Source organism: Pseudomonas sp. TE21435 (genome assembly GCF_056279265.1).
Window position 1 is genome coordinate 217,557 of record NZ_JBWBQZ010000001.1, and the last position, 24,284, is coordinate 241,840.

The following is a 24,284-nucleotide window of genomic DNA, read 5'->3' on the forward strand; positions in this document are numbered from 1 at the left end:
TCAGACCAGTGCGTTGCGCTTGGCGACGTCGATCAACTCTACCAATGTGCTGGCGCGCAATTTGTGCATGAGGCGCTTCTTGTAGGTGCTGACGGTCTTGTTGCTGAGGAACATGCCCTTGGCAATTTCCTTGTTGCTGCGGCCCTGGGCGAAAAGTTGCAGGACCATCAATTCCCGGTCGTTGACCTGGCGGAACAGTTCCAGCTCCTGGTTGCTGCCTGTCGGCGGTGGATTGAGTGCCTGGCTGGGAAAGTAGTTGTAGCCGGACAGCACGGCCTTGATGGCGCTGAGCAGCTCACTGAGGTCTTCCTGCTTGCACACGTACCCGGCCGCGCCGGAGTGCATGCAGCGTACGGCGAACAGTGCCGGCGATTGCGCGGTCAGCACCAGGACTTTCAGCTGGATGGCCATGGCCTGCAGGCGTGAAAGCATTTCCAGGCCATCGAGCTTGGGGATGCTGATGTCCAGTATGACCAGGTCCGGCGGGGTCTCGCGGATAAGCTGCATGGCGTCAACGCCATTGTCCGATTCACCGACCACCCGATATCCCTGGTTCTCCAGCAACATCCGTATCGCCAAGCGTATAACGGGATGGTCATCAACAATAAAGACTGAGTGCATATTCAACATTCCAGGCTGCAGGTGAAGGCAGCCGGCACATTAGCTCAGATGCATGGCGGCGGGCAGGGAAGTAGGTGCCAAATGCGGGATATAGGAATTAACTTACAGCGCTCGCGAAACTTTGCTACGAGAGATGTAGATGTTGGCAGGTTTTTATCAGGAGTTGATAACTTTTGCGGGGATGGGAAGCTGGCAAGTTTATTTGTAAAAAAATATCATAGGAAATTTCATACAAATTAAACATGGGTGGCAAACATTCGTCTGCCACCCCGTTTTTTCTATTTCGGGCTGGAGCGCCCGGTCATTTCCAGGGCCATTTCACTGGCGTAGCTGTCGGTCATGCCGGCAATGAAGTCGATCATGCGCAGGAATGCGCCATGCAGCGAACCATGCGGGTCGGGGGCGTTGTTGCCGATCAGGTCCAGCACGCGCCGGCTCTTGAACGATGGCGTGCGCCCACCGTGCTGCTCCAGGGCCGCGCCACAGAAGGTGTTGAGCAGGATCTCCAGGGTCGTGTAGGCGCCGATCTCGTGCAGGGTCTTGCGCTTGTCCTGGAAGATCTTCTTGCGCGCCATGTCCTTGGCCTGGAGCACGCAGCGTTGCGCCGGGCCGTGCATGTGCTCCACCAGGTCACCGGCCAGGCGGCCGGCAAGCAGGGCCTGCTGTTGTTCGACGAAGGCCTGGGCGGCGGCATTGGTCAGGTGCTCGATGGCCTTGCCGCGCAGGATCGCCAGCTTGCGCCGGCGTGACTCGCCCGCGCCCAGCAGGCGGTAGGTTTCCGGCAGGTCGTCACCCACCAGGTCCAGCAGCAGCGCCTCGACTTCGGCATACTGCAGCAGGTCCATCTCCAGGCCGTCCTCGAGGTCGATCAAGGCATAGCAGATGTCGTCCGCGGCCTCCATCAGGTACACCAGGGGATGGCGCGCCCAGCGCTGGTGTTCGAGTTGGGGCAGGCCGAGCTTGCCGGCGATCTGCTCGAGCAGCCCCAGTTCGCTCTGGTAGCAGCCGAACTTGTGCTTCTTGTAGCCCAGGGCATCGGCGTGGCGCGCGGCCCAGGGGTACTTGAGGTAGGCACCGAGGGTTGCGTAGGTCAGGCGCATGCCACCATCGAACTGGTGGTATTCGAGCTGCGTGAGGACACGAAACCCTTGGGCGTTACCTTCGAAATTGAGGAAGTCGCCGCGCTGCTCGTCGCTCATGTCGTCCAGCCAGCCACGCCCGGCAGCCTGTTGGAACCAGTGGCGAATGGCGTCCTCGCCCGAGTGGCCGAACGGCGGGTTGCCGATGTCGTGGGCCAGGCAGGCCGACTGCACGATCATTCCCAGGTCGCTGGGTTCGCACCAGTCCGGCAGTTGGCCGCGCAGGGTCTCGCCGACACGCATGCCCAGCGAGCGGCCGACGCAGCTGACTTCCAGGGAGTGGGTGAGGCGGGTGTGGATGTGGTCGTTGCTGGACACCGGATGCACCTGGGTCTTGCGCCCCAGGCGGCGGAAGGCGCCGGAGAAGATGATGCGGTCGTGGTCCTTGTGGAAAGGGCTGCGCCCGAGCTCCTCGGGGCTGTAGAGGGCCTTGCCCAGTCGTTCGCGGGTCAGCAGGGTTTGCCAGTCCAAGGCGTTTTCTCCCATCGTCGAGTCGGGATAGCTTCCTGTGTCCGGCGCGCCCGCGCAAGGGCCGGGCGCGCTCGGGCTTCAGCGGCGGCGGCTGCCGAGGAACAGGCGAATCAACGGGGCCAGGCTGGCGCCTAGGCGCACCAGGCGCGTCAGGTTGCCGCTGCGCACGCCCTTGCCGGTGAGAAAGCCCAGGGCGACCACGGCGCCTATGCCCCACAGCGAGCCGTGCTTGACCCCGAGGCCTTCACCGAACGAGCCGCCCATGCCGCGCAGGCGGCGGACCGGTTCGAGCAACTGCCCGGATTCGTGGCGGATTTCCTGGCGGTGCATTTCCATGCGCAGGCGCAGCAGCGCCTTGCGCAGCTCCCGTGGGTTACGGGTGTTGGGTAGTTCTGGCAGGCTCATGGCAGCAGGCGCTCCCGATCCTTGGCCAACTCCTCGAGGGTGGCATTGAACGGCGAGGATTCGTCGAACACCGCGGCCTTCAGGCGCAGGCCGCAGTACAGCGCGGCGACCCCGTAGAACACGCACAGGCCGATGATCCCGGCCAGGCGGTAGCTGTCCCACAGCAGCACCAGCACCAGCCCCGACAGGGCGGTCAGCAGCAGCAGGGCGAACACCAGCGCCAGGCCGGCGAACAGCAGCAGGCTCAAGGTGCGGGCCTTCTGCTCCTGCAACTCGATACCGAACAGCTCGATATGGCTGTGCAGCAAGCCCAGCACGGCCGCGCCCAGGCGCCTGCCGGAGGCGCCCGTGCCGATGGCTTCGTTGTCCATGAAGGTTCCTCAGCGCTTGGCCAGCAGGCCGATCAGCAGGCCGACGCCGGCGGCGATGCCGATAGCCTGCCACGGGTTCTCCTGCACGTACTGCTCGGCGCTGCCCAGGGCCGCCTGGCCACGGGCGCGCACCGAGTCCTGGGTCAGTTGCAGGGTTTCACGAGCCTGGACCAGGCGATCGTGGATCTGCTCGCGCAGTTCATCGGCCTGGTCGCCGGCCAGGTTGGCCGTGTCGGCCAGCAGTTTTTCGGTGTCGCGGACCAGGGCCTGGAAGTCAGCCATCAGTATGTCTTGTGCAGTCTTTGCCGATTTGCTGGCCATAGGTGGGCCTCTCCCTGTGGATGTGTGTGGTATTTCGAGTAAGCGGTGGCGTGGAAGGTTCAGCGGGATGTGTTGGTACAGCGCTTGCTAAAAAACGGTGCGTGTCCGCCGAGGCGTGCGCCGACATCAGGCGCCCTTGCTGCAGATACCGCTAAACCTTAACCCAATCCACGACAAACCCAAGAAAAAACCACGCAGGCCTCGCCCGGCTCACCGAAATTGGGCAGCGGCCTGGCACCGATGCGGTGCATGGATGCCGGTTCTTGAACTGTCCTGGTGCCTTTTTGCAGGTCTGCCATTACATGGAAAACACGCACAGCGCGATGGACTCCCTGGTCCACGGCTCCAACACTTTGTTCATCCTCATGGGCGCGATACTGGTCCTGGCCATGCATGCGGGGTTCGCCTTTCTCGAAGTCGGCACAGTTCGGTACAAGAATCAGGTCAACGCCCTGTCGAAGATCCTCAGCGACTTCGCCATCTCGGCGCTGGTGTACTTCTTCGTCGGTTACTGGATCGCCTATGGCGTGAGCTTCTTGCAGCCGGCGGCGGCGCTGGCCAGCGACCATGGCTACGCGCTGGTCAAATGCTTCTTCCTGCTGACCTTCGCCGCGGCGATTCCGGCAATCATTTCCGGCGGCATCGCCGAACGCGCGCGCTTTGCGCCGCAACTGTGCGCGACGGCGTTGATCGTGGCGTTCATCTATCCGTTTTTCGAAGGCATCGTGTGGAACGGCAACTTCGGCTTGCAGGCCTGGTTGCAAACGCGCTTTGGTGCGCCGTTCCACGACTTTGCCGGCTCCGTGGTGGTGCACGCCATGGGGGGCTGGCTGGCGCTGGCGGCGGTGTTGCTGCTGGGGGCGCGCCGCGGTCGTTATCGCGATGGCCGGCTGGTGGCGTTCGCCCCCTCGAGCATTCCGTTCCTGGCGCTGGGGTCGTGGATCCTGATCATCGGCTGGTTCGGCTTCAATGTCATGAGCGCGCAGACCCTGCAAGGGGTGAGCGGGCTGGTGGCGATCAATTCGCTGATGGCCATGGTCGGGGGCACCCTGGCGGCATTGCTGGCCGGGCGCAACGACCCCGGCTTCCTGCACAACGGCCCGCTGGCCGGCCTGGTGGCGGTGTGCGCAGGTTCCGACCTGATGCACCCGGTGGGGGCGCTGGCCACCGGCTTGGTGGCAGGCGGGCTGTTCGTCTGGTGCTTCACTGCCGCGCAGAACCGCTGGAAGATCGACGACGTGCTGGGGGTATGGCCGCTGCACGGCCTGTGCGGCGTGTGGGGCGGCATCGCCTGCGGCGTGTTCGGGCAGGTGGCCCTGGGAGGGCTGGGCGGTGTCAGCCTGGTCAGCCAACTGCTGGGCAGCCTTGCGGGTGTGCTGGTGGCACTGGTCGGCGGCTTTGCTGTGTATGGTCTGCTCAAGGTGCTGCATGGTTTGCGCTTGAACCATGAACAGGAGTTCCAGGGCGCGGACCTGGCGGTGCATCGCATCGGCGCCACCAGCCAGGATTGAGGCAGGTCAGGTGCACGCAGGCGCAGGCGGACCTAGAATGAGCATCCCTTCCTGCGATTTTGCGGATAGACGCATGCTGCCTGAAACCCAATTGTTCGGCACCCTCGGGTGCCATCTGTGCGAAGTGGCCGAAGCGTTGCTGATGCCATTCGTCGAGCACGGCTTGCTGGTCGAACTGGTCGATATCGCCGACAGTGAGGTGCTGTTCGAACGTTACGGGCTGATCATTCCGGTATTGCGCCGTTGCGATACCGGTGCCGAGCTGGGTTGGCCGTTCGATGCCGAGCAGATAGTGGCCTTCCTCGGCTGAGTCGCGCATTGACGGCACCCGCTTCGCTTCGTATGCTGTATATAAATACAGTATCCCGAGGTAAGTCATGCTCAATGTCGAGCAACTCAAGTACAGCATCAATCACATGGCGCCCGAGCGTGTGTGCGAGGCGGTGCTGGAACTGCGCCTCGATGGCATCGTCACCGACGAGCGCACACCGTTCGGCAAGGTCCATTTCAACACCTGCTTTGCCGAGATCGAGGCGCTGTTCCAGCGTGCCGGCTTCCACCGCCCGCTGGATGTCGTGGGCTACCGGGGGCTGAGCTACGCCCTCTACGATCCGGGTCGCTGGGACGCGGTGCAGGTACTGCGTTGGCTGAAGGCGCGCTGCGAGCCGGCCTGCGAGGCTGGTTGAGGGACGGGGGGTAGGAGATAATGTCCGCCCACGCAGAACCGAGCCCGATGATGACCACGCCTTTCGACCCCGCCCAACAGCAAGCCAGCACTGTATGCCTGCCGCCTGGGCCCTGGGCAAACGTGCTCGACTGCCTGTGCGAGCATTTCAAGGGCATCAGCCGCGAACAATGGCTCGACCGCTTCGCCCGAGGGCGGGTATTGAATGCCGAGGGCCAGCCGATTGCAGCGGACACCCGCTATCGTCGGGGCATGCGCCTGCACTATTTCCGTGAAGTACCCAATGAAAGGGTGATCCCGGTGCAGGAAGAAATCCTGCATGTGGATGAGCACCTGGTGGTAGCGGACAAGCCGCATTTCCTGCCTGTGACGCCCACCGGCGAGTACGTCGAGCAGACGCTGCTGCGCCGGCTGATCCGGCGCCTGGACAACCCGCATCTGGTGCCGCTGCATCGCATTGACCGACACACGGCTGGGCTGGTGCTGTTCTCTGCCAACCCTCAGAGCCGTGGCGCCTATCAGCGCCTTTTTCCCGAGCGGCGTATCGACAAGCACTACCAGGCCATTGCCGCGGCGATGCCGCAGCATGACTACCCGCTGGTGCATCGCAGCCGCCTGGTGCACGGCGAACCGTTCTTCCGCATGCATGAGGTCGAAGGGGTCGACAACAGTGAAACCCATGCCTGCGTACTGGAAAAGCAGGGCGAACTGTGGCGCTACGGCCTTTCACCGGTCACCGGCAAGACTCACCAGTTGCGCGTGCACATGGCGGCGCTCGGGGCGGGGATCTGCAACGATCCGTTCTATCCGCAGCTGGTCAACGAGCAGGATGATTACGCACGGCCACTCAAGCTGCTGGCCCATAGCCTGCGTTTCGAGGATCCGTTGACGGGTGAGGTACGTTACTTCGAGAGCCGGCTGGCGCTCGACTGGTAAAAGCATCGCGGGGCCAGTTGCCGCTGCGACTGGCCCCGCGATGGCGTCTACCGATTTCAGCGGTTGAAGCGCTCCACCAGCGAGTACTGGGTCCCCGCAGTGCTGGTCAGCTCTTCGCTGAGCAGCGCCGAGCGCTGGGCCTGGCCGGCGGTCTGGTCGGCGAGGTCGGCGATGGTGCTGATGTTGCGACTGATCTCCTCGGCCACCGCGCTCTGCTCTTCGGTGGCCGCGGCGATCTGCGTCGCCATGTCGGTGATATTGGCCACGGCATCGCTGATGCCCACCAATGCCTGGTCGGCCTGCATGACCCGCTCGACGCCTTCCTGGGCCTGGCGATGGCCGGATTCCATGGTCTGCACCGCGTTGTTGGCGGTCTGTTGCAGCTTGGCGATCAGGGTGTGGATCTGCCCGGTGGACTCAGCGGTTCGCTGGGCCAGTTGGCGGACCTCATCGGCCACCACGGCGAAGCCGCGACCCATCTCCCCGGCGCGGGCCGCTTCGATGGCAGCGTTGAGCGCCAGCAGGTTGGTCTGGTCGGCGATGCCCTTGATCACATCTACCACGCCGCCAATCTCGTCGCTGTCCTTGGCCAGCTGGGTGACGGTCAGCCCGGTTTCGCCCACGGCAGCCGACAGACGTTCGATGGCGTCACGGGTTTCGCCGGCAATATTGCGGCCCTGGCTGGTCAGGCGATTGGCCTCCTGCGTCGCGTCGGCGGTGCGCTGAACATGGTTGGCCACTTCCTGAGTGGTGGCGGCCATCTGGTTGACGGCGGCGGCCACCTGCTCGGTCTCCACGCGCTGGCGCTCCAGGCCCGAGGAACTCTGGTGGGCGAGGGTGTCGGACTGGCGGGCCTGGTCGCTGAGCTGCTCGGCGCTGTCCTGCAGGCGGGTCAGGCAGGTCTTCATCCGTGCGTCCTGGCTGAGCATGGCCATTTCCAGGCGTGCCTGAACGCCGCGGCTGTCGGTGTACATCTGCGCGATCAGCGGGTCGGAGGTGGTCTGTTCTGCCAGGCGCAGCAGGCGCTTGAGGCCGCGTTGCTGCCAGCTCAGGCCGAGCAGGCCCAGCGGCACCGACAGGCCGGCGGCCAAGGCGAAGCCCCAGGAGTGGCCCAGCCAGTTGCCGATCAGGAAACCGACCTGGCTGATCAGGATGAACGGCAACCAGTCCTGCAGCACCGGCAGCCACTTGTCACGTTTCGGGATGGCCGACTTGCCCTGGTTGATGCGCTGGTACAGCGCCTCGGCGCGGCGGATCTGCTCGGCGGTGGGCTTGACCCGCACCGACTCGTAGCCGACCACCTGGTTGTTGTCGAAGATCGGTGTGACGTAGGCATTGACCCAGTAGTGGTCGCCCGACTTGCAGCGGTTCTTGACGATACCCATCCACGGCAGGCCCTGTTTGAGGGTCTGCCACATATGGGCGAATACGGCTGACGGGACGTCGGGGTGACGCACCAGGTTGTGCGGTGCGCCCATCAGGTCCTCGCGGGAGAATCCGCTGATCTCGATGAAGGCATCGTTGCAGTAAGTGATCACGCCTTTGGCGTTGGTGGTGGAGATCAACCGCTGCTGGGCAGGGAAAGTCCGTTCTCTCTGGGTAATCGGCTGGTTGTTACGCATTGGCTGTTCAATCCGCAAGGCTTTCGACGGGTATCGGCAAGCCTCTGGTTTTATTGAATGAATATTTGACTGCCTTGATCTGGGGCAAGGTGCCATCAGTGTGGTTGAGCTATCGCAGCCGACCTGATCGCAGCCATTGCCTTCAATATTGCAGTTTTCTTTATAAAAGATGACGTTTAGGTCTGATCATGACCGATTGTTCAGCTCGGGGCCAGCATCGGGTAGCTGAACAGGGCGAAGTGCGCCAGGTTGACGCAGGTGTGGCACAGCACCGCCGCTGCCAGCCCGCCATGGCGATAGGCCAGACCATACCCCACCCCGGCCAGGGTGGCCAGGTAGAACCACTGCCAGCCGCCGGCCAGGTGCGCGAGGCCGAACAACAGGGCGGCCACCAGCAGCGCCAGCCCCTCATGTTTGAACAGACGTTGCAGGCCGCCCTGGATGTAGCCACGGAACAGCAGTTCCTCGGTCAGGCTCACCAGCAGCAGGTTGTTGGCCAGCCACAGCCAGGCCTGGTCCGGCCATTTCGGTGCCCAGGCAACCAGGCCCAGGGCCGAGGCACCACCCAGGCAGGCGAGCAGGGTAAGGGGAAGGATCAGCGCCAGGCTCATGGCCAGGCCGCGACCGCGCAGCATTACCAGCCAAGGGCAGGCCAGCAGCAGCCACAGGCCGATCAGCGGCTTGTCCAGGTTCAGGTACATGGAGAAGGGTACCGCGCCTTCGCTGAGGACGGCCTTGTCGATGACGCGAGCGCCATGGAAACCGGGCAGCCAGTGCAGCGCCAGGGCGATGCCCAGGAGGATGAACAGCAGATGGCCGAGGCTTTGTTGCCAGCGCACCGGACGGCGGACGAGCAGGGCACTGCACAGCAGCGCGAGCAAGGCGGGCAGGGCGGCGAGGCCGAGGCTGCCGTAGGTCAGGGCGATCGCATAGCCGAGGGCAAGCAGGAGCAGGGCGATCCAGTGGAGAAGAGGCATGGTGTTTCCTTAGTGCCGGTGAATCAGAGGAGGGTAGGACTCCTCGTCTGGCCTTCAGGACACCTGAAACCACCCGCGCGGGGCAAGCCCCCACATTGCGTGGGAGCGGGCTTGCCCCGCGAAGGGGCCTTATCCTGCGATCAATTGCCGCAACACATAATGCAGGATCCCCCCCGACTTGAAGTACTCCACCTCATTGAGGGTGTCGATCCGACACAGCACCTCGATCTGCTCCTGGCGCCCGTCTTCGCGAGTGATGCGCAGCGGCAGGCTCATGCCCGGGCGGATCTGCGCATCAGTCAGCCCCAGCACATCGATGCGCTCGCTGCCTGTCAGCCCCAGGAGCTTGCGGTCGTCCCCTGCCTTGAACTGCAGTGGCAGCACGCCCATACCCACCAGGTTGGAGCGGTGGATGCGTTCGAAACTCTCCGCCAGCACCGCCTTGACCCCCAGCAGGTTGGTGCCCTTGGCCGCCCAGTCGCGGCTGGAGCCGGTGCCGTATTCCTGCCCGGCGATCACCACCAGCGGCGTGCCATCCTGCTGGTAACGCATGGCGGCATCGTAGATCGACAGCTTTTCACCGCTGGGCACGTACAGGGTGTTGCCGCCTTCCTCGCCACCGAGCATTTCGTTGCGGATGCGGATGTTGGCGAAGGTGCCGCGCATCATCACTTCGTGGTTGCCGCGCCGTGAGCCGTAGGAGTTGAAGTCGCGCGGTTCCACGCCCTTGCCGCGCAGGTAGCGGCCGGCCGGGCTGTCGGCCTTGATGTTGCCGGCCGGGGAAATGTGGTCAGTGGTTACCGAGTCGCCGAGCAGGGCGAGGATGCGTGCGTTGCGCACATCACCGATCTCCGGCAGTGGGCCGCCGATGTCATCGAAGAAGGGCGGGTGCTGGATATAGGTGGAATCGGCCTGCCAGACATAGGTCGCGGCCTGGGGCACTTCGATCGCCTGCCACTGGGCATCGCCGGCGAACACCTCGGCGTATTCCTTGTGGAACATGCCGGTGTCGACATTGCTGACCGCCTCGGCGATCTCCTGCTGGCTTGGCCAGATGTCGCGCAGGTACACCGGCTTGCCGTCCTTGCCGGTGCCGAGCGGCTCCTGGCTGAGGTCGACGCGCACGCTTCCGGCCAGTGCATAGGCCACCACGAGCGGCGGCGAAGCCAGCCAGTTGGTCTTGACCAGCGGGTGTACCCGGCCTTCGAAGTTGCGGTTGCCCGATAGCACCGAGGCGACGGTGAGGTCGGCGCTGCCGATGGCTTGCTCGATGGCCTCGTCCAGGGGGCCCGAGTTGCCGATGCAGGTGGTGCAGCCATAACCGACCAGGTCGAAACCGAGCTGGTCGAGGTATTGTGTCAGGCCCGCGGCCTTGTAGTAGTCGGTGACCACCTTGGAGCCGGGGGCGAGCGAACTCTTCACCCAGGGCTTGCGCTGCAGGCCTTTCTCCACGGCTTTCTTCGCCACCAGGCCGGCGGCCATCATCACGCTGGGGTTGGAGGTGTTGGTGCAGGAGGTGATGGCGGCGATCACCACCGCGCCGTCGCGCAGGGTGTGGGTCTGGTTTTCGTGGGTGTAGTCGATCTCGCCAGCCTGGTCGGCATTGCCCACCGCCACGCCACCGCCGCCTTCGCTTTCCAGGCGGCCGACTTCCTTGGCCAGTGGTTTGGGCTGCAACTCGATGAAGTGGTCGAAGGCCTGGCGCACCTGGCCCAGGGCGACGCGGTCCTGCGGGCGCTTGGGCCCGGCCAGGCTGGCTTCCACATCGTTCATGTCCAACGCCAGGGTGTCGCTGAACAACGGCTCCTGGCCGGGCAGGCGCCACAGGCCCTGGGCCCTGCAGTAGGCCTCGACCAGTTGCACGGTCTCCTCGGGGCGGCCGGACAGGCGCAGGTAGTCGAGGGTCACCTGGTCGACCGGGAAGAAGCCACAGGTGGCGCCATACTCGGGGGCCATGTTGGCGATGGTGGCGCGATCGGCCAGCGGCAGGTCGTCCAGGCCGTCGCCATAGAACTCGACGAACTTGCCCACCACGCCCTTCTTGCGCAGCATCTGCGTGACTGTCAGGACCAGGTCGGTAGCGGTGATGCCCTCGCGCAGCTTGCTGGTGAGCTTGAAACCGATCACCTCGGGGATCAGCATCGATACCGGCTGGCCGAGCATGGCTGCCTCGGCCTCGATGCCGCCCACGCCCCAGCCGAGCACGCCCAGGCCGTTGATCATGGTGGTGTGCGAGTCGGTGCCGACCAGGGTGTCGGGGAAGGCATAGGTACGGCCGTCCTCTTCGCGGGTCCATACCGTGCGGCCCAGGTACTCGAGGTTGACCTGGTGGCAGATGCCGGTGCCCGGCGGCACCACGCGGAAGTTGTCGAAGGCGCTCTGGCCCCAGCGCAGGAAGGCGTAGCGTTCGCCGTTGCGCTGCATCTCGATGTCGACGTTCTGGGCGAACGCGGCCGGGGTGGCATAACGGTCGACCATCACCGAGTGGTCGATCACCAGGTCCACCGGCGACAATGGGTTGATCCGCTGCGGGTCGCCGCCGGCCTTGGCCATGGCCGCGCGCATGGCGGCCAGGTCGACCACCGCCGGCACGCCGGTGAAGTCCTGCATCAGCACCCGCGCGGGGCGGTACTGGATCTCGCGGTCGGAGCGACGCTCCTGCAGCCAGGCGGCGAGGGCGCGCAGGTCGTCACCGGTAACGGTCTTGCCGTCTTCCCAGCGCAGCAGGTTCTCCAGCAGCACCTTGAGCGACATGGGCAGGCGCTGCAGGTCGCCGAGCTGGTGGGCGGCGTCGGGCAGGCTGAAATAGTGGTAGGCGCGGTTGGCCACCTGGAGGGTCTTGAGGGTTTTCAGGCTATCGAGCGAGGGCATTTACAACTCCTTGTGCTCCGGTGCCCGGCGACTGCGGGTCGCTCGCCGGTATCACCGCTCTGGACCGGTCCGCACGGCACGGACCTGGCTGAACAGTCAGGTTAGACCGGTTTGCCGGCCCCGACCCTTTTCTGGACCGATGGGGCGTGTCGCTGGTTCCCGACTTCCTTTATCATTCGCCGCCCTGGCGCCGTCTGCGCCAGTGATGTGGAGTGAGAAATGAATACCCTGTTCATGCATTGCCGGCCCGGCTTCGAGGGCGAGGTCTGCGCCGAAATCAGCGAACACGCCGCCCATTTGGGCGTGCCCGGCTATGCCAAGGGCAAGCCGCAGAGTGCCTGCGCCGAGTTCGTCTGCACCGAGCCCGGTGGCGCCGAACGCATGATGCAGGTGCTGCGCTTCTCGCAGCTGATCTTCCCGCGCCAGTGGGCCCGCGGTATGTACGTCGAGTTGCCAGAGACCGACCGTATCAGCGTGCTGCTCGAGCACCTGGCCGGGCTGCCGGTGTGCGGCAGCCTGTGGCTGGAGGTGCTCGACAGCAACGAGGGCAAGGAGCTGTCGACCTTCTGCCGCAAGTTCGAAGTGCCGCTGCGCAAGGCCCTGGAGAAGGCCGGCCGCCTGGTCGATGACGCCCGCCGTCCGCGCCTGCTGCTGACCTTCATCAGCGGCCGCCGGGTGTTCCTCGGCCTGGCCGAGGCCGACAACTCGGCGCTGTGGCCGATGGGCATCCCACGGCTGAAGTTCCCCCGCGAGGCCCCGAGCCGATCGACCCTCAAGCTCGAGGAAGCCTGGCACCAGTTCATCCCGCGCGAGCAATGGGACGCGCGCCTGAACGACGACATGACGGGTGTCGACCTGGGCGCCTCGCCCGGTGGCTGGACCTACCAGTTGGTCAAGCGTGGCATGCTGGTCACCGCCATCGACAACGGCCCGATGGCCGAGAGCCTTATGGATACCGGCCTGGTCACCCATCTGATGGCCGACGGTTTCACCTGGCAGCCGAAGCAGACGGTGGACTGGATGGTCTGCGACATCGTCGAGAAGCCGGCGCGCACCGCTTCGCTGATCGAGACCTGGCTGGGCGAAGGGCTGTGCCGCGAGGCGGTGGTCAACCTGAAGCTGCCGATGAAGCAGCGCCATGCCGAGGTTCGCAAGCTGCTGGACCGCATTGAGGCTGGGTTCAAGGCGCGCAAGGTGAAGGTCTCGATCGCCTGCAAGCAGCTGTATCACGACCGTGAGGAAGTCACCTGCCACCTGCGCCGGCTGGACCTGAAGCCGCGCTGAGCCCATCGCGGGGCAAGCCCGCTCCCACGGTACCCGGCCCTTGTGGGAGTGGGCTTGGCGCCCCTCGGCCGATACGCCACAATGACGAGCATTTTGCGGAGCCTTTCATGACCGATTTCACCCACGACGCGATCCTCGACGCCACCGGCCTGAACTGCCCGGAGCCGGTGATGATGCTGCACAAGCATGTGCGCGAGCTGGTATCCGGCGGCGTGCTCAAGGTCATCGCCACCGACCCGTCGACCCGCCGCGACATCCCCAAGTTCTGCATCTTCCTCGGCCACGAGCTGCTCGGCCAGCAAGAAGACGCCGGAACCTACCTGTACTGGATCCGCAAGAAGGCCGACTGAGCCTGCCGCGATCGCGCTACACTGCGCTCCCCTGACAGGAGAGCGCCATGCTGATAGTTGCCGACGAGAATATCCCGCTGCTCGATGCCTTCTTTGCCGGTTTCGGTGAAATTCGCCGTTATCCCGGCCGGGCCATCGACGCCGACTGCGTCAAGGACGCCGACGTGCTGCTGGTACGCTCGGTGACTCGCGTCGATCGGCAACTGCTTGAGGGCAGTCGGGTGGGCTTCGTCGGCACCTGCACCATCGGCACCGATCATCTCGACCTCGAGCATTTCGCCGAAGCCGGTATCCACTGGAGCAGTGCGCCGGGCTGCAACGCCCGTGGCGTGGTGGATTACGTGCTGGGCAGCCTGCTGACCCTGGCCGAGCTCGAGGGGGCCGACCTGGGCAAGCGCGTCTATGGCGTGGTCGGCGCGGGTGAGGTCGGCGGGCGGCTGGTGCGGGTGCTGCGCGGCCTTGGTTGGAAGGTGCTGGTGTGCGACCCGGTGCGCCAGGCCAGCGAGACCGGCGATTTTGTCGATCTCGATAGTGTCCTCGCGCAGTGTGATGTGATCAGCCTGCACACGCCGCTGCAGCGTGGCGGCGAGCACCCGACCTGGCACCTGCTCGACAAGTCGCGCCTGGCCCGCTTGCGCGCAGGCGCCTGGCTGATCAACGCCAGCCGTGGGCCTGTGGTGGACAACGCGGCCCTGCGCGAACTGCTGCTGGATCGCGAGGATCTGCACGCGGTGCTTGATGTGTGGGAGGGAGAGCCGCAGGTGGACCTGCAACTGGCTGACCTGTGCACCCTGGCCACGCCGCACATCGCCGGCTACAGCCTGGACGGCAAGCAGCGGGGCACGGCGCAGATTTACCAGGCCTTCTGCCGCTGGCGCGGGGAGCCCGAGCAGGTGCGCCTTGCCGACCTGCTGCCGGCGCCGGGCCTTGCGCGGATCGAGTTTGACGCGAGCGCGGATTCGGCGTGGGCATTGGCCACCCTGTGCCGGGCGGTCTACGACCCACGTCGTGACGATGCCGATTTCCGTCGCAGCCTGAGCGAAGATCCGCTCGAACAGCGTGCGGCGTTCGACCTGCTGCGCAAACACTACCCGGTAAGGCGTGAGATCGAGGGGCTGGCGGTGGGTGTACGTGGGGAGGCGCCGCAGCTGGCGCAACTGGTCAGTGCGCTGGGGGCGGTGCTGGCCTGAGGCTCGGCCACTAAAAACCCGGCGCAAGCGCCGGGTTGCACGCAATTCAGGGGTCAGGTCTTGCGGGTTTTCTCGGCCCGGCTGGCTTCCAGGTCCTTGCAGGCCTTCTGGATCATCTGCTCGGTGATGGGTACCTCGCGGCCCTGGGCATCGATGATCGAGCCGCAGACCTGATGTTGCGCAGGGGGCTGGGTCTTGGGCGTATCGGTGTGCTGCAAGCTCATGTCCTGTCTCCTCTTTCAGGTTCAAGCTCAAGGTATCGCTTCGCCGTGACTGGTCTGTGACAGCTTTTCGGCTTCATGCTGGATCAGTCCACCAGAAAGCGCGGCAAAGCTCCAGTCACACTTTAGAACGAATGGGCATAGCCACTGTCGCTCCGTCCGGGCATGGGACGACCTCGCATTCCCAGGCGTTGCATAGCGCCGACGAGTGGTAGTCTGCTACCAATCCCCTGTGGAACGACCTTTGCCATGTCCGATCCGATCTCTCCCCGCCAACGCCGCGCCCTGCACCTGGGCTGGCAGTTCGTGCGACCCTATCGCCGCCAGGCGCTGCTGGCCTTGCTGGCGCTGGTGGTCACTGCCGCCATCACCCTGTCCATGGGGCAGGGGATCCGCCTGCTGGTCGATCAGGGCTTCATGACCGGCTCGGCGCACCAGCTCAACCAGACCATTGGCCTGTTCCTGCTGCTGGTGCTGGCCCTGGCGGTGGGGACGTTCGCCCGCTTCTACCTGGTGTCGTGGATCGGCGAGCGCTGCGTGGCCGATATCCGCCGGGCGGTGTTCGACCACCTGGTCGGCCTGCACCCGGGTTTTTTCGAGGACAACCGCAGTTCGGAGATCCAGTCGCGGCTGACCGCCGACACCACCTTGCTGCAGTCGGTGATCGGCTCGTCGCTGTCGATGTTCCTGCGCAATGCGCTGATGGTGGTCGGCGGGGTGATCCTGCTGTTCGTCACCAACCCCAAGCTGACCAGCATCGTGGTGCTGGCCCTGCCCCTGGTGCTGGCGCCGATCCTGCTGTTTGGCCGGCGCGTACGCAGCCTGTCGCGGCAGAGCCAGGACCGGGTGGCCGATGTCGGCAGCTATGTCGCCGAGACCCTTGGCCAGATCAAGACGGTGCAGGCCTACAACCACCAGGCGCGCGACCAGGCACTGTTCGGCGACACCGTGGAGGCGGCGTTCGATGTGGCGCGCCGTCGCATCGCCCAGCGCGCCTGGCTGATCACCCTGGTGATCGTGCTGGTGCTTGGCGCAGTGGGGGTGATGCTCTGGGTCGGCGGCATGGATGTGATCGCCGGGCGTATCTCCGGCGGCGAGCTCGCCGCGTTCGTGTTCTACAGCCTGATCGTCGGCAGCGCCTTTGGCACCCTGAGCGAGGTGATTGGCGAATTGCAACGGGCCGCCGGTGCCGCCGAGCGCATCGCCGAGCTGCTGGCGGCGCAGACGGCGATCCTGGCGCCGTCACAGCCGGCGGGATTGGCGCACGGGCGCGCCAGTGGCGACATCGAACTGCGCGAGGTGCGCTTCGCCTACCCGTCACGGCCCGCGGTGGCGGCCGTCGACGGCCTGAGCCTGCATGTCCGTCCCGGCGAGACCGTGGCGCTGGTTGGGCCGTCGGGGGCCGGCAAATCGACCTTGTTCGACCTGCTGCTGCGGTTCTACGATCCGCAAGGTGGCGCGATTCTGCTCGATGGCCAGCCGATAACCGGTCTGGCGCCTGCCGACCTGCGCCGCCAGTTTGCCCTGGTGGCCCAGCAACCGGCGTTGTTTCGCGGCACGGTCGAGGCCAACATCCGCTATGGTCGGCCCGAGGCCAGCCTGGCCGAGGTCGAGGCGGCGGCGCGCGGTGCCCATGCCCATGAGTTCATCATCCAGCTGCCTCAGGGCTACCAGACACCCTTGGGCGAAGGGGGCGTGGGCTTGTCCGGTGGCCAGCGTCAGCGCCTGGCGATTGCCCGGGCGCTGTTGGTGGATGCGCCGATCCTGCTGCTGGACGAAGCCACCAGCGCGTTGGACGCGCAAAGCGAGTATCTGATCCAGCAGGCATTGCCAGAACTGATGGCCGGGCGCACCACGCTGGTCATCGCCCACCGCCTGGCGACGGTGCAGCATGCCGACCGTATCGCGGTGATCGACAAAGGCCGACTGGCGGCAGTCGGGCCCCATCGACAATTGATCGAGCAAAGCCCACTCTACGCCCGCCTGGCAGCACTGCAATTCAACTCGGGCTGAGCGTCTTTGTTGTCGCTGTTTTGTAACAATTCTGTAGCAATTGCCTGAGACTATCTGCCTCGGCTATTGCGCAGGTGCTTGCCCTGGCTGCCATCGCCCGATGGCGGCGTTGATGGGGCAGTGAACGAGGACAAGGACGCCTCTGTCGGCGGTGCCGGCGTGCGCCGTTTCCCTCTTCCTTGTTCCGAGATCCGCAATCTTGCGTAAGTCCCTCAGAGTGCAAATTCTCTCCCTGCTCGGTGGCAGCCTGTTGGCGATCCTGTTGATCGCCCTGGTGTGCTTCCAGTTCCTGTCGTCCAGTGTGCGCGGCTACGCCGAGTTGGTGGACGGCCCCTTGCGTGCCTCGCAACTGATCGACGAAGCCAACCTGCAGTTCAAGATCCAGGTGCAGGAGTGGAAGAACGTGCTGCTGCGTGGTCGCCAGCCCGCGGAGCTGGACAAGTACTGGCAGCAGTTCCAGGCCCGCGAGCAGCAGGTTCAGCAATTGCTGGGGCAATTGATCGACAGCAGCGACCCGGCGCTCAAGGCGCGCCTGGAGCAGCTCAAGGCCAGCCACCGCCAGCTGGGTTCGGCCTACGAGCAAGGGCGCCAGGCATTCCTGGCCGCCGGTGGCGACCCGGTGGCCGGCGACCTGGCGGTCAAGGGCGTGGACCGCGCCACCAGCGACCAGATGAGTGCACTGGTGGAGCAACTGCGCGCCGATGCCCACGGGCGTGCCGACGCCATCAGCGCCAGCGCCGAGCGCACGGTGTGGTTGGGCGTGCTGGTGATGCTGGCCTCGGCCGTGCTGGTCGGGCTGTTCAGCCTATGGCTGGTCAACCGCAGCCTGGTCGAGCCGATTCGCCAGTTGATCGACTACGTCGCCCAGCTCAGCCAGGGGCGTTTCGCCGCCCGGGTCGACAGCCGCCGCGAGGATGAACTCGGACGCCTGGCGCTGGCCGCCAACACCCTGCGCGATTTTCTTGCCGACACCGTTGGCCGGCTCAAGGACAACGCCGAGGAACTGGAGAACGCCAGCGGCCAGCTCAGCCGTATTGCCGGCGACATGGCCCACGGCACCCATGATCAATTCCTGCGTACCGACCAGGTCGCCACGGCCATGCACGAGATGTCCGCCACCGCCCAGGAAGTGGCCCGCCATGCCGCCGATGCCGCCCGCGCGGCGGACGAGGCCGACCACAGCGCCCAGGCGGGCGAGCAGGTCATGCAGCGCACCATCGACACCATTGCCGTGGTCAACCGCGAAATCGCCGGCACCGCAGCGGTGATTCGCCACCTGGAAAACGACAGCACGCGCATCGGCAAGGTGCTTGAAGTGATTCGCGGCATCGCCGAACAGACCAACCTGCTGGCGCTCAACGCCGCCATCGAAGCCGCCCGTGCCGGCGAGGCCGGACGGGGTTTCGCGGTGGTGGCCGATGAGGTGCGCAGCCTGGCCCAGCGCACCGCGGCATCGATCGCCGAGATCCACCAGATCATCGAGGCGGTGCAGTCGGGCGCGGTGGAGGCGGTCAAGGCCATCGAGAGTGGCCAGCAGCGCAGCGAGGAGGGCGCCGAACAGGTGCAGCAGGCCGGGCAGATGCTGCAGCGCATCACCACGGCGGTGGAGGCGATCCGCGATATGAACCGCCAGATCGCCACCGCCGCGGAGGAGCAGACCAGCGTCGCCGAGGACATCTCGCGCAACCTGGTCGAGATCACCCGCATCGCCACCGCCAACCAGCAGGCGGTGCAGCACACCGAACAGGCCGGACAGCGCCTGCACGGACTGTCGGGTCAGTTGGGCGAAGTGACTTCCCGCCTGACCGCCTGACGGTAGTGCGGGGCGCGAAGCGGCCCTTAGGGGGAATTCCGCCAACCTGCCAGGCAAAGCGCCTGTTTAGCTGGCGGATTGCCGCCACCAACCCGACAGATCCCGTTGCGACAGCCCTGAACCATTGGCCCAGAGCAACCTGGCACACTCCCTGCTTTACGGCGCCCCGGGCCAAGGCCCGAGGCGATCGTGCCCCGATTTCGCGAAACTCCTGCCAACCACAACAACAACCGGGCGTGCACACCGGGGGCAACGACTGCCAATCCTTCACTTCAATTGGATTGAGCTAATGAAAAAAATCCTGCTGACGCTCCTGTGCCTGAGTGTCATCGGCTGCTCCAAGCCCGCGGAGCCGCAAAAGTCCGTCGATGTGCTGCTGATCGGCGGCGGCATCATGAGCGCAAGCCTCGGGACCTACCTCACCGAACTGGAACCGAACTGGAAAGTCGACGTCTACGAGCGCATGGACCAGGTCGCCGAAGAGAGTTCCAACGCCTGGAACAACGCCGGCACCGGCCACTCGGCGTTCTGCGAGCTGAACTACACCAGCGTCGGCAAGGACGGCAGCATCGACATCAGCAAGGCGGTCAACGTCAACGAACAGTTCGAGGTGTCCAAGCAGTTCTGGGCCTACCAGGTCGAGCAGGGCGTACTGAGCAACCCGCGATCGTTCATCAACAACGTGGCGCACATGAGCTTTGTCTGGGGTGACGAGAACGTCGCCTTCCTGCACAAGCGCGTCGAGGCTTTGCAGCACAGTTCGCTGTTCCGCGGCATGGAGATCACTGAGGATCACGAGCAGATCCGCCAGTGGGTGCCGCTGGTGATGGAGGGGCGCGACCCCGGGCAGAAGGTGGCCGCGACCCGCATGGCCATCGGTACCGACGTGAACTTCGGCGAGATCACCCGCCAGCTGTTTGCTGCCATGACCCGCAACCCGAACGTGCAACTGCACCTGGGCCATGAAGTGCGCGACATCGTGCGCAACGACGACGGCAGCTGGAATGTGGTGGTGGCCGACCTGGCCAAAGGTGGCAAGGAGTCTGCGGTCAAGGCCAAGTTCGTCTTCATCGGCGCCGGTGGCGGCGCGCTAAAGTTGCTGCAGAAGTCCGGCATCCCGGAAGCCGAGGGCTATGCCGGCTTCCCGGTCGGTGGCCAGTTCCTGATGACCGACAACGCCGATCTGGTCGCTCGCCACAAGGCCAAGCTGTACGGCAAGGCTTCGGTCGGCGCGCCGCCGATGTCGGTGCCGCACCTGGACACACGGGTGATCGATGGCAGGGAGGTGCTGCTGTTCGGTCCGTTCGCGACCTTCTCCACCAAGTACCTCAAGCACGGCTCGTTGCTGGACATGTTCAGTTCGCTGACCACCCACAATATCCGCCCGATGATGCAGGCCGGCATCGACAACATCGACCTGAGCACCTACCTGATGGGCCAGTTGATGCTCAGCTTCGACGACCGCATGGCGGCCCTGCGCGAGTACTTCCCCAACGCCAAGAACGAAGACTGGCAGCTGCTCCAGGCCGGTCAGCGCGTGCAGGTGATCAAGAAGGACCCCGTGCACGGTGGCGTGTTGCAGTTCGGCACCGAAGTGGTGGCCGCCGAGGATGGCAGCATCGCCGCGCTGCTGGGTGCCTCGCCCGGTGCCTCGACCGCCGCGCCGATCATGCTGAGCGTGCTGGAGAAGACCTTCAAGGATCGGATCAAGAGCGCCGAGTGGCAGGCCAAGCTCAAGGAAATCGTGCCGACCTACGGCCAGAAGCTGAACAATGATCTTGAGTTGACCAACAAGACCCGCGAATGGAGCAGTGCGCGTTTGCAGCTGCTGCATGTGCCCGTGTTGCCGGAGTAATCGCACAAGCGTGGGGGCGGGCTGGCCTGCTCCCACCAGTGACTGGCTTTTTCGCGGGCAACAAAAAACCCGCGCAAGGCGGGTTTTTTGCAGGATTTGGTCGGAGAGACAGGATTCGAACCTGCGGCCTTCTCGTCCCGAACGAGACGCGCTACCTGGCTGCGCTACACTCCGATGTCCGAAATGCTACTGCATCGATTTTTTCAACGCAACCCCTTGTTGCAAAAAGGAGTTGCGCCAAAAACGCAGGGCTGGATCACAGCTCCTTGACGGTACGGATCTGGTCTTTGTTGATGCGCGTGCGCTTGCCGTCGAGCTGTTCGAATTCGTAGAAGCCGGAGTCGTCGTCATACGAAGGGGTGTCCACCGCCTGGATCTCGCGGCCGTCGTTCAGGGTGATGACGGTTGGCGAGGCGCAGCCGGCGAGGGCGCCCAGGCCCAGGGCAAGCAGGAAGGCGGGAAGGGTCCGTTGGATCATCGTGTTTCTCCAGTGCGATGGTGCTAGATGTCATTAAGACGCAGGGCGTCCACGCAAGTTCCTTGCACAGTGCAGCATAGCGCCATCGTGCTGGCATTGACCAAGAACAACGTCGCGGTCTGGGCGCCGTGGCCTGTGATATAACAGCGCACATTCCCTGTTCCCCTGCGACGGACTCCCATGAAAGCCAAGGCAGATACCCCTTTTGTAGCGCTGAACATCGCCGTGCTGACGGTCAGCGATACCCGTACCTTCGACACCGATACCTCCGGCCAGCTGTTCGTCGATCGCCTGAGCGCCGCCGGCCACCGCCTGGCCGAGCGCGTGCTGCTCAAGGATGACCTGTACAAGATCCGCGCCCAGGTCGCGACCTGGATCGCCGATGACCAGGTGCAGGTGGTGTTGATCACCGGCGGCACCGGCTTTACCGGGCGCGACAGCACTCCGGAGGCCGTGGCGTGCCTGCTGGACAAGCAGGTCGAGGGCTTTGGCGAGCTGTTCCGGCAGATCTCGGTGGCCGACATCGGCACTTCCACCGTGCAGTCCCGCGCCCTGGCAGGCCTTGCCAACGGCACCCTGGTCTGCTGCCTGCCGGGCTCGACCAATGCCGTGCGCACCGGTTGGGACGGTATCCTCGCCGAGCAGCTGGATGCCCGCCACCGGCCGTGCAACTTCGTGCCGCACCTGAAGCAGGCAGCGGCCTGTGACAGCCGTGGTTGAGGGAGCCCGGCCGTTGATGCCGATGGAAGAGGCCTTGCAGCGCCTGCTGGCGCTGGCCGACAAGGCGCCCATCGCCGAGACCGAACACGTCGCGCTGGCCGAAGCCGAAGGGCGCGTCCTGGCCCATGAGCTGGTGGCCGGCCTCGACCTGCCGCCGTGGCCCAACAGCGCCATGGACGGCTACGCACTGTGCCTGGCCGACTGGCAGGGCGAACCGCTGCGGGTGACCCAGCGCATCTTCGCCGGCCACGCGCCACAGCCCCTGGAGCCGGGCACCTGCGCACGGATCTTCACCGGCGCGCCGCTGCCCGAAGGCGCCGATTGCGTTGAGATGCAGGAAAACACCGAAGTGCTCGAGGATGGCCGGGTACGGTTCCTCGAACCCCTGGCACTGTCACAGAACGTTCGCCCCAAAGGCCAGGAAACCCGTGTTGGCGAACAGGTGATGAGCGCCGGCACGCGGTTGGGGCCGATCCAGCTCGGGCTGGCCGCGACCCTGGGTTTCGGCACCCTGCAAGTGCGGCGCCGGCCACGGGTGGCGGTGCTGTCGACTGGTGACGAGCTGGTCGAGCCGGGCCTGCCGCTGGGGCCCGGGCAGATCTACAACAGCAACCGGCGCCTGCTGGTCAGTTGGCTGCAACGCCTGGGCTGCGAGGTGGTGGACGCCGGGATCCTGCCCGACGACCTCGAACGCACCCGCCAGTGCCTGGCCGGGCTGGGCGATGTCGACCTGATCCTGTCCACCGGTGGTGTGTCGGTGGGCGAGGCCGATTTCCTTGGCCTGGCCCTGCGCGAAGCGGGCGAACTGGCGCTGTGGAAGCTGGCGATCAAGCCGGGCAAACCGCTGACCTTCGGCCATTACCAGGGGGTACCGGTGATCGGCCTGCCGGGCAACCCGGCCTCGACGTTGGTCACTTTCGGCCTGCTGGCGCGGCCCTACCTGCTGCGGCGGTTGGGTGTGCACAATGTCGCGCCGCTGCGTTTCAGCGTGCCGGCGGGTTTCGATTGGCCCAAGGCCGGTACGCGGCGCGAATTCCTGCGCGCGCGCATCGAGGATGGCCGGGTGCGCATCTACAAGAACCAGAGCTCCGGTGTGCTGCGCAGCGCGGCCTGGGCCGATGGGGTGGTGGAGGTGCTTGAAGGCAGCACGCCACGGCAGGGGGACCCCGTGGTATTCATCCCATTCAGCGAGCTACTTGGCTAGCACGCCGCCGGGGGCGCCTGCGCCTGCTGGCGCCAGCTGGGTCAGGCGCATGTGCACGTTCTCCAGCTGCTGGGCGGCAACGCTCCAGTCATGGCGCTGGCGGGCGAACTGGCGCCCGGCCTCGCTGAGCTGGCACATGCGCCAAGGCTGGTTGAGCAGTTGCGTGACCAGCAGCGCCAGCTGGCCGCTGTCGTCGCTGCCCAGGTAGTGTTCGCCATTGTTCATGGCCAGGCCCGAGGCGCCCTTGCTGGTGGTGATGACCGGTAGCCCGGCGGCCATGGCTTCGAGGATCTTCACCTTGGAGCCACCGGCATGGCGCAGCGGCGCGAAGAACAGCGCCGAGCGACGCTGCAGCTCGCGCAGGTCGGGGCGGTAACCTACCCATTCGATGCGCGGGTCATTCCAGTGCAGCTTCCAGCTGGCCGGCAACGCGTGCCCGGCAATGGCCAGGCGCACCGCCGGGTTGCTCATCCATACCTGGGGCAGGATCTCCTCCAGCGCCCACTCGATAGCCTCCAGGTTGGCGCCGTACTCGAAATTGCCAACGAACAGCAGGCGCTGGCTGTGCAGGGTGGGGCGCACGTCCTGATAGTGGTCACAGTCCACGCCATTGACCACCACATTCACCGGGCGGCCGCTGATCTGGCCGATCAGCTCGGCATCCTGGGCGCTGACCGCCACCACTTCCGTGGGCTGGCGCAGCACCCTTTGCTCCCAGCGCCGATAGCGCCAGCGGTCGAAGGCGTTCAGCGGGCGCAACCACAATGGCAGGCGGTCATGGCAGGCGGCGCCCATCACCGACTCCAGGTAATGCTCGCTGAGCATGTAGGGCAGGCCCCGGGCCTGCAGGGCCCTCTCGAACGGTTGGAAGCTGTAGCTGTGCTCGATCTGGATCACATCCCAGGGTTCGTCCAGCAGTTGCTCGAAGCGGTGCCGCAGGCAAGGTGCCAGGCCATTGATGATGGCCCGCATGGGGTAGTCGATGATGGGTGAGGCGAGCAGGTTCAGCGGGCTGTTCAGTGGCCGCCTGGGGAGCACGATCAGGCGTTCCACCAGGGGTTCCAGGGCTTCGCGCGCGGTGTCGCTCAACGGGATCTTCGACTGCACCAGCAAGGTAATCCGGTGGCCATGCTGCGCCAGGGCGCGCAGCAGGTGGTATTGCCGGGTCTTGCTGCCGCTGGTGGTGGGCCAGGGCAGGTAGGGCAGGGTCCAGAGTATGCGCATGA

General features: G+C 65.3%; 23 protein-coding genes, 1 tRNA gene and 1 pseudogene. 13 read left to right on the forward strand and 12 right to left on the reverse strand.

The genetic code is table 11. From position 1 onward, the window contains the following. The 5 genes from ACZ9C1_RS00890 to ACZ9C1_RS00910 all read right to left on the reverse strand — a co-directional run bounded on the left by ACZ9C1_RS00890 (nt 1) and on the right by ACZ9C1_RS00910 (nt 3,328). Nucleotides 1-621, reverse strand: a complete 621-nt coding sequence (locus tag ACZ9C1_RS00890; RefSeq protein WP_102683126.1) for a response regulator transcription factor — start codon at nt 619-621, stop codon at nt 1-3. A 278-nt stretch (nt 622-899) separates the two neighbouring features. Next, nucleotides 900-2,231, reverse strand: coding sequence for a deoxyguanosinetriphosphate triphosphohydrolase (locus ACZ9C1_RS00895; RefSeq protein ID WP_102683164.1), 1,332 nt, complete (start codon nt 2,229-2,231; stop codon nt 900-902). A 78-nt stretch (nt 2,232-2,309) separates the two neighbouring features. Then, entirely contained in the window at nt 2,310-2,636 is a 327-nt protein-coding gene (locus tag ACZ9C1_RS00900; RefSeq protein ID WP_102683127.1) for a hypothetical protein, read from the reverse strand. Next, the gene (locus ACZ9C1_RS00905; protein WP_102683128.1) at nt 2,633-3,007 is read right to left on the reverse strand and encodes a phage holin family protein; all 375 of its coding nucleotides are present in this window, start codon (nt 3,005-3,007) and stop codon (nt 2,633-2,635) included. The genes ACZ9C1_RS00900 and ACZ9C1_RS00905 overlap by 4 nt, the downstream gene beginning before the upstream one ends. 9 nt (nt 3,008-3,016) lie before the next feature. Further along, nucleotides 3,017-3,328, reverse strand: a complete 312-nt coding sequence (locus ACZ9C1_RS00910) for an ElaB/YgaM/YqjD family protein (RefSeq protein ID WP_023631678.1) — start codon at nt 3,326-3,328, stop codon at nt 3,017-3,019. A gap of 302 nt (nt 3,329-3,630) precedes the next feature. On the opposite strand from ACZ9C1_RS00910, the gene ACZ9C1_RS00915 reads away from it, so the two are divergent. The 4 genes from ACZ9C1_RS00915 to ACZ9C1_RS00930 all read left to right on the forward strand — a co-directional run bounded on the left by ACZ9C1_RS00915 (nt 3,631) and on the right by ACZ9C1_RS00930 (nt 6,460). Next, on the forward strand, nt 3,631-4,839 hold the full coding sequence (locus ACZ9C1_RS00915) for an ammonium transporter (RefSeq protein ID WP_476253396.1): 1,209 nt from the start codon (nt 3,631-3,633) through the stop codon (nt 4,837-4,839). Between the two features lie 73 nt (nt 4,840-4,912). Then, a complete protein-coding gene (locus tag ACZ9C1_RS00920; protein ID WP_277503313.1) occupies nt 4,913-5,149 on the forward strand; it encodes a glutaredoxin family protein in 237 nt (78 codons plus the stop codon). Nucleotides 5,150-5,216: 67 nt separating this feature from the next. After that, nucleotides 5,217-5,525 (forward strand): transcriptional regulator, encoded by a 309-nt coding sequence (locus tag ACZ9C1_RS00925; protein ID WP_476253397.1) that lies wholly within the window; start codon nt 5,217-5,219, stop codon nt 5,523-5,525. A 50-nt stretch (nt 5,526-5,575) separates the two neighbouring features. Further along, nucleotides 5,576-6,460 carry a pseudouridine synthase gene (locus ACZ9C1_RS00930; protein WP_139673197.1) on the forward strand — a complete coding sequence of 295 codons (885 nt, stop codon included), beginning with the start codon at nt 5,576-5,578 and terminating at the stop codon, nt 6,458-6,460. A gap of 56 nt (nt 6,461-6,516) precedes the next feature. Here the strand turns inward: ACZ9C1_RS00930 and ACZ9C1_RS00935 are convergent, their stop codons facing one another. The 3 genes from ACZ9C1_RS00935 to acnA form a co-directional block, all read right to left on the reverse strand. Next, nucleotides 6,517-8,082: a methyl-accepting chemotaxis protein gene (locus ACZ9C1_RS00935; protein WP_102683131.1), complete on the reverse strand. Its 1,566-nt coding sequence runs from the start codon at nt 8,080-8,082 to the stop codon at nt 6,517-6,519. A gap of 200 nt (nt 8,083-8,282) precedes the next feature. Next, entirely contained in the window at nt 8,283-9,059 is a 777-nt protein-coding gene (locus ACZ9C1_RS00940; RefSeq protein ID WP_139672436.1) for a CPBP family intramembrane glutamic endopeptidase, read from the reverse strand. 129 nt (nt 9,060-9,188) lie between these two features. Beyond that, nucleotides 9,189-11,930, reverse strand: a complete 2,742-nt coding sequence (gene acnA, locus ACZ9C1_RS00945; RefSeq protein ID WP_476253398.1) for an aconitate hydratase AcnA — start codon at nt 11,928-11,930, stop codon at nt 9,189-9,191. A gap of 219 nt (nt 11,931-12,149) precedes the next feature. Here acnA and rlmM point away from each other — a divergent pair, with 219 nt between their 5' ends. The 3 genes from rlmM to pdxB all read left to right on the forward strand — a co-directional run bounded on the left by rlmM (nt 12,150) and on the right by pdxB (nt 14,754). Further along, complete coding sequence (gene rlmM, locus ACZ9C1_RS00950) at nt 12,150-13,214, forward strand: 23S rRNA (cytidine(2498)-2'-O)-methyltransferase RlmM (protein WP_476253399.1); 1,065 nt, start codon at nt 12,150-12,152, stop codon at nt 13,212-13,214. Nucleotides 13,215-13,321: 107 nt separating this feature from the next. Next, the gene (gene tusA, locus ACZ9C1_RS00955; protein ID WP_139672427.1) at nt 13,322-13,564 is read left to right on the forward strand and encodes a sulfurtransferase TusA; all 243 of its coding nucleotides are present in this window, start codon (nt 13,322-13,324) and stop codon (nt 13,562-13,564) included. A gap of 47 nt (nt 13,565-13,611) precedes the next feature. Next, on the forward strand, nt 13,612-14,754 hold the full coding sequence (gene pdxB / locus ACZ9C1_RS00960) for a 4-phosphoerythronate dehydrogenase PdxB (RefSeq protein ID WP_476253400.1): 1,143 nt from the start codon (nt 13,612-13,614) through the stop codon (nt 14,752-14,754). 53 nt (nt 14,755-14,807) lie between these two features. On the opposite strand, the gene ACZ9C1_RS00965 is transcribed toward pdxB, so the two are convergent. Further along, on the reverse strand, nt 14,808-14,978 hold the full coding sequence (locus ACZ9C1_RS00965) for a PA1571 family protein (protein ID WP_173862435.1): 171 nt from the start codon (nt 14,976-14,978) through the stop codon (nt 14,808-14,810). 246 nt (nt 14,979-15,224) lie between these two features. Here ACZ9C1_RS00965 and ACZ9C1_RS00970 point away from each other — a divergent pair, with 246 nt between their 5' ends. The 4 genes and pseudogenes from ACZ9C1_RS00970 (at nt 15,225) to mqo (ending at nt 20,656) form a co-directional block, all read left to right on the forward strand. After that, nucleotides 15,225-16,988, forward strand: coding sequence for an ABC transporter transmembrane domain-containing protein (locus tag ACZ9C1_RS00970; protein WP_476253401.1), 1,764 nt, complete (start codon nt 15,225-15,227; stop codon nt 16,986-16,988). Nucleotides 16,989-17,757: 769 nt separating this feature from the next. After that, nucleotides 17,758-17,868 (forward strand): annotated as a pseudogene (locus ACZ9C1_RS00975) (hypothetical protein); the annotation flags it as partial. A 228-nt stretch (nt 17,869-18,096) separates the two neighbouring features. Then, nucleotides 18,097-18,801: a methyl-accepting chemotaxis protein gene (locus tag ACZ9C1_RS00980; protein WP_371918082.1), complete on the forward strand. Its 705-nt coding sequence runs from the start codon at nt 18,097-18,099 to the stop codon at nt 18,799-18,801. Between the two features lie 289 nt (nt 18,802-19,090). Then, entirely contained in the window at nt 19,091-20,656 is a 1,566-nt protein-coding gene (mqo, locus tag ACZ9C1_RS00985) for a malate dehydrogenase (quinone) (protein ID WP_476253402.1), read from the forward strand. Between the two features lie 97 nt (nt 20,657-20,753). Here mqo and ACZ9C1_RS00990 read toward each other — a convergent pair. Then, a tRNA-Pro gene (locus ACZ9C1_RS00990) sits at nt 20,754-20,830 on the reverse strand. 82 nt (nt 20,831-20,912) lie between these two features. Then, a complete protein-coding gene (locus tag ACZ9C1_RS00995; protein WP_023632528.1) occupies nt 20,913-21,134 on the reverse strand; it encodes a YgdI/YgdR family lipoprotein in 222 nt (73 codons plus the stop codon). A 180-nt stretch (nt 21,135-21,314) separates the two neighbouring features. Here ACZ9C1_RS00995 and moaB point away from each other — a divergent pair, with 180 nt between their 5' ends. Beyond that, entirely contained in the window at nt 21,315-21,854 is a 540-nt protein-coding gene (gene moaB / locus ACZ9C1_RS01000; RefSeq protein ID WP_046856412.1) for a molybdenum cofactor biosynthesis protein B, read from the forward strand. After that, nucleotides 21,838-23,058 (forward strand): molybdopterin molybdotransferase MoeA, encoded by a 1,221-nt coding sequence (locus ACZ9C1_RS01005; RefSeq protein WP_457377969.1) that lies wholly within the window; start codon nt 21,838-21,840, stop codon nt 23,056-23,058. The genes moaB and ACZ9C1_RS01005 overlap by 17 nt, the downstream gene beginning before the upstream one ends. Here ACZ9C1_RS01005 and ACZ9C1_RS01010 read toward each other — a convergent pair. Beyond that, nucleotides 23,047-24,282 (reverse strand): glycosyltransferase family 4 protein, encoded by a 1,236-nt coding sequence (locus tag ACZ9C1_RS01010; RefSeq protein ID WP_139672417.1) that lies wholly within the window; start codon nt 24,280-24,282, stop codon nt 23,047-23,049. The genes ACZ9C1_RS01005 and ACZ9C1_RS01010 overlap by 12 nt on opposite strands. Between the last annotated feature and the right edge of the window lie 2 nt (nt 24,283-24,284).

Excerpts from the sequence above, each read along its gene's own strand:
- ACZ9C1_RS00890 (WP_102683126.1), bottom strand. The coding sequence starts at position 621 with ATGCACTCAGTCTTTATTGTTGATGACCATCCCGTTATACGCTTGGCG.
- ACZ9C1_RS00900 (WP_102683127.1), bottom strand. The coding sequence starts at position 2,636 with ATGAGCCTGCCAGAACTACCCAACACCCGTAACCCACGGGAGCTGCGC.
- ACZ9C1_RS00905 (WP_102683128.1), bottom strand. The coding sequence starts at position 3,007 with ATGGACAACGAAGCCATCGGCACGGGCGCCTCCGGCAGGCGCCTGGGC.
- ACZ9C1_RS00910 (WP_023631678.1), bottom strand. The coding sequence starts at position 3,328 with ATGGCCAGCAAATCGGCAAAGACTGCACAAGACATACTGATGGCTGAC.
- ACZ9C1_RS00915 (WP_476253396.1), top strand. The coding sequence starts at position 3,631 with ATGGAAAACACGCACAGCGCGATGGACTCCCTGGTCCACGGCTCCAAC.
- ACZ9C1_RS00920 (WP_277503313.1), top strand. The coding sequence starts at position 4,913 with ATGCTGCCTGAAACCCAATTGTTCGGCACCCTCGGGTGCCATCTGTGC.
- ACZ9C1_RS00925 (WP_476253397.1), top strand. The coding sequence starts at position 5,217 with ATGCTCAATGTCGAGCAACTCAAGTACAGCATCAATCACATGGCGCCC.
- ACZ9C1_RS00930 (WP_139673197.1), top strand. The coding sequence starts at position 5,576 with ATGACCACGCCTTTCGACCCCGCCCAACAGCAAGCCAGCACTGTATGC.
- ACZ9C1_RS00935 (WP_102683131.1), bottom strand. The coding sequence starts at position 8,082 with ATGCGTAACAACCAGCCGATTACCCAGAGAGAACGGACTTTCCCTGCC.
- ACZ9C1_RS00940 (WP_139672436.1), bottom strand. The coding sequence starts at position 9,059 with ATGCCTCTTCTCCACTGGATCGCCCTGCTCCTGCTTGCCCTCGGCTAT.
- acnA (WP_476253398.1), bottom strand. The coding sequence starts at position 11,930 with ATGCCCTCGCTCGATAGCCTGAAAACCCTCAAGACCCTCCAGGTGGCC.
- rlmM (WP_476253399.1), top strand. The coding sequence starts at position 12,150 with ATGAATACCCTGTTCATGCATTGCCGGCCCGGCTTCGAGGGCGAGGTC.
- tusA (WP_139672427.1), top strand. The coding sequence starts at position 13,322 with ATGACCGATTTCACCCACGACGCGATCCTCGACGCCACCGGCCTGAAC.
- pdxB (WP_476253400.1), top strand. The coding sequence starts at position 13,612 with ATGCTGATAGTTGCCGACGAGAATATCCCGCTGCTCGATGCCTTCTTT.
- ACZ9C1_RS00965 (WP_173862435.1), bottom strand. The coding sequence starts at position 14,978 with ATGAGCTTGCAGCACACCGATACGCCCAAGACCCAGCCCCCTGCGCAA.
- ACZ9C1_RS00970 (WP_476253401.1), top strand. The coding sequence starts at position 15,225 with ATGTCCGATCCGATCTCTCCCCGCCAACGCCGCGCCCTGCACCTGGGC.
- ACZ9C1_RS00980 (WP_371918082.1), top strand. The coding sequence starts at position 18,097 with ATGTCCGCCACCGCCCAGGAAGTGGCCCGCCATGCCGCCGATGCCGCC.
- mqo (WP_476253402.1), top strand. The coding sequence starts at position 19,091 with ATGAAAAAAATCCTGCTGACGCTCCTGTGCCTGAGTGTCATCGGCTGC.
- ACZ9C1_RS00995 (WP_023632528.1), bottom strand. The coding sequence starts at position 21,134 with ATGATCCAACGGACCCTTCCCGCCTTCCTGCTTGCCCTGGGCCTGGGC.
- moaB (WP_046856412.1), top strand. The coding sequence starts at position 21,315 with ATGAAAGCCAAGGCAGATACCCCTTTTGTAGCGCTGAACATCGCCGTG.
- ACZ9C1_RS01010 (WP_139672417.1), bottom strand. The coding sequence starts at position 24,282 with ATGCGCATACTCTGGACCCTGCCCTACCTGCCCTGGCCCACCACCAGC.